The organism is Ruminococcus sp. RTP21204st1_B2_RTP21204_210225 (genome assembly GCF_040914135.1).
Taxonomy (GTDB): domain Bacteria; phylum Bacillota; class Clostridia; order Oscillospirales; family Ruminococcaceae; genus Hominimerdicola; species Hominimerdicola aceti.
This window is the reverse complement of sequence record NZ_JBCPGA010000080.1, coordinates 1-5,062: the sequence shown is the minus strand read 5'-3', so window position 1 is coordinate 5,062 and position 5,062 is coordinate 1. Positions and strand designations below refer to the sequence as shown.

Below are 5,062 nucleotides of genomic sequence, written 5' to 3'. Positions count from 1 at the left end.
TTAATACGTATTCCGTTAATAAGCTCAACCTCTATGACACAAAAATGGCTTATCCAAATTCGTGAAACACACGCTTTAAATAAGCCAATATCGAGTGTATTTAATTGTTTGTGATTCTCAAGCAAAGCCTTGATTTCCTCTGTTTTCTGCGGGCTGTCATTGTAAGTGCAGCAATCATATTTCATCTCGGCAAGTTTGAAAATTTCGGATTTTACTCTGTCAAAATCCACTTGCGGAGAATCTGTCATCTGATTGATCTCATTCTGTTTTCGTATCACATCCGCAGTAGGTGAATATGTGCTTATCTCGCCGCCCGATTCCAACAGACTTGGATTTGCTATTGCCGAATTAATAACATTAAGTACAGCACCTATGATCATTTGATCTGTAATCCGATATTCAAGCTTGTAACAATCGTGATTTTTGCAATCCCAATGCTCATACTTTGAATTGCCGCCTATCCTTGAAAGTTTGTGACCGCATTCGGCGCAGTATGTAACATTTCTAATTTCCTGTAAATCATCGGATATCAGATTAAGCGTGGTTGCTTTTTTAACCCGCTTTTCATTTGCTTGTCTGAAAATGTCCTCGGCGATCAATTGCGGATATTTCTCAGTTCCAAGATATCTCTCATTTTCGATTATTCGCTTGACCATGTTTTTGTTCCACTTGTCCGAATCAGCATTGTAACGAATTTTCTCTGACTGCATAAGCTTTGCGATCTCAGACAAACTTCTGCCTTTCAGATACTCGTCAAATATTGTAACAACTGCGTAAACTTCTTTTGGCTCGGTTGTTATCTCGCCGTTTTTCATACAGTAACCGAATGGGATTGTACGATTCTTTGCCATGACGTTGCCTCCTTTCAGACTACAAGAATATCACATTTTTCCCTGAAAAGCTATTACCAATAGCAACAAAAAAATGCCTTGCGATTTGACTTGCAAGGCATTTAGATTCAGTTATAACAACTTTTCATAATCTCGTCCGGAATACACAACTCTCGCTATCGTTACAAGCTTTTTGTCTTCGTCTATCCAGTAAAACATAATATAATTATGAACTATAAGCTTACGATACTCATGCTTCAAAGGCTTGACCGGAATATACATCGGACACTTATACGGCATATTTGCCAAATCTTCGGCAGATTCAACCATTTTCTCCGCAAGTCTTTCAGCGGCATCCGGATTTGCAAGCTTTACGCCGATATATTTTGCAATATCGACCATATCGCGTCTGGCAATCGGTAAATATTCAATCGTATACATTATTCTCCTCTCGCCGCCGCTTTCATTGCGCTGAGAACATCCTTTGAAGAAAAACGTTCGCCTGTTTCCTCAGCTTCTCTTTCAGCTTCTGCAAGCTTGAAATACACGTCGCTTTCAAACTGCATTTTCTCAAAAGCCTCCATACTCATAACGACCATATCGCCATATCCGTTTTTAGTGAGGAAGACGGGTTGTTCAGTTTCATGCACGGTTTTTGAAATATCCGCAAAATTGTTTCTTAGATCCGAAACGGGTCTTATCATATTCATATCCATAATCATCGCCTCCTGAATATATTTTATCATAATTATGCTAAATTGTCAATGTGCTTTATACATTTTCTTTGAATTTTAATCCGCCGATCAAATGAAACTCCAACTCATGTTGATCTATAACCACAATCTTCTCAACTATACTCTCAAATGCCGTTTCTTCAAACTCTGTCATAGGATTTTCTCTTTTCTCAAAGAAGTCGATCAGCATATCTATCTGATCAAGTGTTTCGTCCTCATCGTCTGAGCGTGTAAGCTTTTTCAGTTCTGCTTGCAGTTTGTTGATCTTTGCCGTAAGCTCAGTAGTCTGCTCAATGTATTTAGCCTCGTCAAGAAAGCCTTTTGTTTTAAGTCTTGCAAGGACGTGAGTTTGTTCTTTGAGCTTGGCTACTTCTTTGTGTATATCCATAACCTGAGTTTGACCGCTGAATTTTTTCAGCTTTAAGTATTGTAATGCTGTTTGAAGAGGTATGAGAATTTGAGTATAATTACTTATCAGCTTATTGCATATTCTGATAAACGCATAATAAATATCGCTTTCGGGTATGCGTTTGGAAAAACATTCACTGGCTTTCAAATCATGTTTTCGGCATGACCAGTAATACTTATCACGGCTTTTCTTTCGTATATAAGTACTGCCGCATTGCCCACACTTCATTATTTTTCTCAGAACACATTTCTGTTTTTCAGTTTTGTAGAATATCTCGCCTTTTTCTGACATAAGAGCTTGTACTTTGTCAAAATCATCTTGTGATACTATCGCAGGATGAGTATTGACTGCATAGTATTTGTTACGCTCACCATTATTCTTATACCGCTGAATGGGCAGGGTAGTGCCTGAATATGTTTTTTGAAACATTGTATTTCCGGTATATTTTTCATTTGTAAGTATGTATGTTACCCCAAACATATGCCATTTGTTGCTCCTTTTACAGCAAGGAGTATTAAAGTGATTTAGTCTGTTTACTATTGATATTATTCCATAACCACTTAAATACCATGAAAATATATTCTGAACAGTTTGTGCCTGAGCAGGATCGACCACAAGCTTTCCATTTTCTTTGATATATCCGTATGGAGGGCATGACAGCTCAAATGTACCGTTTTCCATTCGCTTTTTTATGCTCCACCGCATATTCTGTGAAATCGAAGTGGACTCCTCCTGCGCCAGACCGCCCATGATGGTGATCATCATTTCGTCGGTCATATTGGCAGTATCGATATTTTCTTTCTCAAAAAATATTGTAATCCCAAGAGCTTTAAGTTCTCGGACGCTTTTTAGGCAGTCTTTGGTGTTTCTTGCAAATCGGCTTATTGATTTCGTATAAATCCTGTCTATCTTACCACGCCGGCAATCCTTTAGCATACGCTGAAACTCGTCACGCTTGTCCTCTCGGGTTCCTGTGATACCTTCGTCGGCATATATGTCAATCAATTCTTCGGTTTCCGAATCCTTAAAAACTTGGCTGTAGTATCTTGTCTGAGCCATAAAGGAATTGAGCTGATCTTCTGAATCGCTTGATACTCGGCAATATGCGGCACAACGGATCTTTGTGTTTTGTTCTGCTGCTATGATCGGCTGTATCACCGTTACTGTAGGCATATTATTCACCTCTGTTTTACTAACAAGGATACCACAAATTTTTACTGAATGGTATCACCATACCCAACAAATTTATTCCTCAGAATCTGTGGAATCCATACATTTGTCTGCTTCTGAGGTTGCTCTGCACAGACACATTGTGAATACTCCAATAATTTCGCCGATAAATATTCCAATAACAAATCCTAACATCTCGATACCTCCTACGCTGCGTCTTTTGATGACGCAAATTCTTTATATATATCTTCTGTATTTCTGTTGATGTAATTCTGTTTTTCGCTTTCTTTAAGAAGTTTATCAAGCTTATCTGCGAATATCCTTGCCATAAAGTCGTTATACTCTGCCTGTCCGAACTTAGTCATATCTTATCGCCTTTCTTCCTGCACATTTTTGTACAAAATATTTTTCCCGATTCCGTATTTGACCATACGCATTTTCGGCATTCTTGCCCGTTGACATAAACATAATTTCTGTTCTTTATTTTAAGAAACCTCTTGCGGATTTTATCCCAATCGGCAATGTCTTTTTTATTAAGCAACTCATCTTCCTCCAATCTATATACAACTCAAATGCAGAAAAAACGCTTCTGCACTTGAGTTATATCCGCACTGCAAAACAACAGTGCGGTATAACTTTAATTCGTTTTGCCTTCGTCCGATCCATTTTGTTTCGGACGTTTCCCGCAGTATTTATCCTCGATATCCGCTGCGGCGGAACTCTGCAGGCGATCGACAGCGTATCGATCTCATGGGCGTCTCACCCGCTCTATCAGCCCTCACTTGGAAGTATCATTATCCTCACACGTTTCATCGCCGACTTTGAAAGCTATTCAAAGGTCTGAACGTCATAGTTATCGCTCGCTCGTTTGAGGTCTTGGCGTATGGTTCATGCGGCTGCCGAGATTTCATACCAGCCGTGTGATTAACGTGCTTGCAGAGTTGATATTCAATTTTCAAGATGCTTAAGGAGCTTTTCTTTCCCCTTACACTTGTATAGGGGAAGAAACAAGGAGTTTAACAACCGTTTTTTATTGAGATTTTAAAAATTTGTTTAGTCTGCACAAAATCCTATGTTTCTTTTTGTGCACATTTTGCTGTGATGTATGTAATATATCAGCAACTTCCTGCTCGGTTTTGCCACAAAAATATATCATGATAATTATTGAGTGCTCATCATCAGGTAGGCTAGCAAGACATTTATACAGCTCCGAATATTCCGCTTGTCTGATAATACACTTTTCAACCGAATCATCATCAGTACGAAACTCCTTGAAATTTTCAAGTTCTCCGTTAATGTTTCCTTTCAACGCAGAGAACTGGATCTCGTGCTTATAGAACGACTTGTCATTATCTTCAATATTCCACTGCGTTCTGTCGTAATATGTACGAACCGTTTCATTCACCTCGACTTCAACGTATTTCTTGGTTATCGTGTCATAAACACGAACCGTATTTTTACTCATTCTTTATTCCTCCGTTTTGATTTTTTTGTTTTGAATCAAAACGAAGGCTTACGGATATTTGGCAATATAGTATTGCCAGTTTTTAAAAATGGGCATAAAAAACTCCGTTTCTGCTTTTAAAGCAATAAACGGAGTTTTACTTATAAAATACAAAGGAGCATAACTAACAGCTTTAAAAGCTCTATTTGTTATGCTCCTAAATCATATAAATTGTCTCTTAATATTATTAATTGCAAAAATTATTTGGCACGCTTTATATATTCCCGATTAGAATCGGATTCAACAGCACATAATCAAAGAACCCTATCCCCAGCAGCGCAAGCAATATCGGCAAAATAAGCACCGCCGTCGCCGCAAGGAATGTCGATATAACGCTTTTGAGCTTCGCTGACAGAAAATAGATGATGAGCATTGCACAAAGCAGCGCAAGGTATCTTCCGGCGATTATGAGAAT

The 5,062-nt window shown here is 38.5% G+C and carries 9 protein-coding genes; 1 reads left to right on the top strand and 8 read right to left on the bottom strand.

What is annotated here, in order from left to right; genetic code table 11:
* The 6 genes from AB5123_RS13775 to AB5123_RS13750 all read right to left on the bottom strand — a co-directional run.
* On the bottom strand, nt 1-851 hold an 851-nt coding region (locus AB5123_RS13775; protein WP_368364958.1), incomplete at its 3' end, for a recombinase family protein.
* A gap of 111 nt (nt 852-962) precedes the next feature.
* Nucleotides 963-1,271, bottom strand: a complete 309-nt coding sequence (locus AB5123_RS13770) for a type II toxin-antitoxin system RelE/ParE family toxin (RefSeq protein ID WP_038670429.1) — start codon at nt 1,269-1,271, stop codon at nt 963-965.
* Nucleotides 1,271-1,546: a type II toxin-antitoxin system Phd/YefM family antitoxin gene (locus AB5123_RS13765; protein ID WP_242989039.1), complete on the bottom strand. Its 276-nt coding sequence runs from the start codon at nt 1,544-1,546 to the stop codon at nt 1,271-1,273. Before AB5123_RS13765 ends, AB5123_RS13770 begins: the two co-directional genes overlap by 1 nt.
* A 55-nt stretch (nt 1,547-1,601) precedes the next feature.
* Nucleotides 1,602-3,146, bottom strand: a complete 1,545-nt coding sequence (locus AB5123_RS13760; RefSeq protein ID WP_117859718.1) for a recombinase family protein — start codon at nt 3,144-3,146, stop codon at nt 1,602-1,604.
* 72 nt (nt 3,147-3,218) lie between these two features.
* Nucleotides 3,219-3,338 carry a DUF3789 domain-containing protein gene (locus AB5123_RS13755; protein ID WP_117859719.1) on the bottom strand — a complete coding sequence of 40 codons (120 nt, stop codon included), beginning with the start codon at nt 3,336-3,338 and terminating at the stop codon, nt 3,219-3,221.
* Between the two features lie 11 nt (nt 3,339-3,349).
* Nucleotides 3,350-3,508 (bottom strand): hypothetical protein, encoded by a 159-nt coding sequence (locus AB5123_RS13750; protein WP_181979785.1) that lies wholly within the window; start codon nt 3,506-3,508, stop codon nt 3,350-3,352.
* 302 nt (nt 3,509-3,810) lie between these two features.
* On the opposite strand from AB5123_RS13750, the gene AB5123_RS13745 reads away from it, so the two are divergent.
* Nucleotides 3,811-3,987 carry a hypothetical protein gene (locus AB5123_RS13745; RefSeq protein ID WP_181979786.1) on the top strand — a complete coding sequence of 59 codons (177 nt, stop codon included), beginning with the start codon at nt 3,811-3,813 and terminating at the stop codon, nt 3,985-3,987.
* 186 nt (nt 3,988-4,173) lie between these two features.
* On the opposite strand, the gene AB5123_RS13740 is transcribed toward AB5123_RS13745, so the two are convergent.
* A complete protein-coding gene (locus AB5123_RS13740; protein WP_117859721.1) occupies nt 4,174-4,608 on the bottom strand; it encodes an RNA polymerase sigma factor in 435 nt (144 codons plus the stop codon).
* A 253-nt stretch (nt 4,609-4,861) separates the two neighbouring features.
* Nucleotides 4,862-5,062 (bottom strand): hypothetical protein (locus tag AB5123_RS13735; RefSeq protein ID WP_368364957.1); only part of this gene is annotated, 201 nt, incomplete at its 5' end.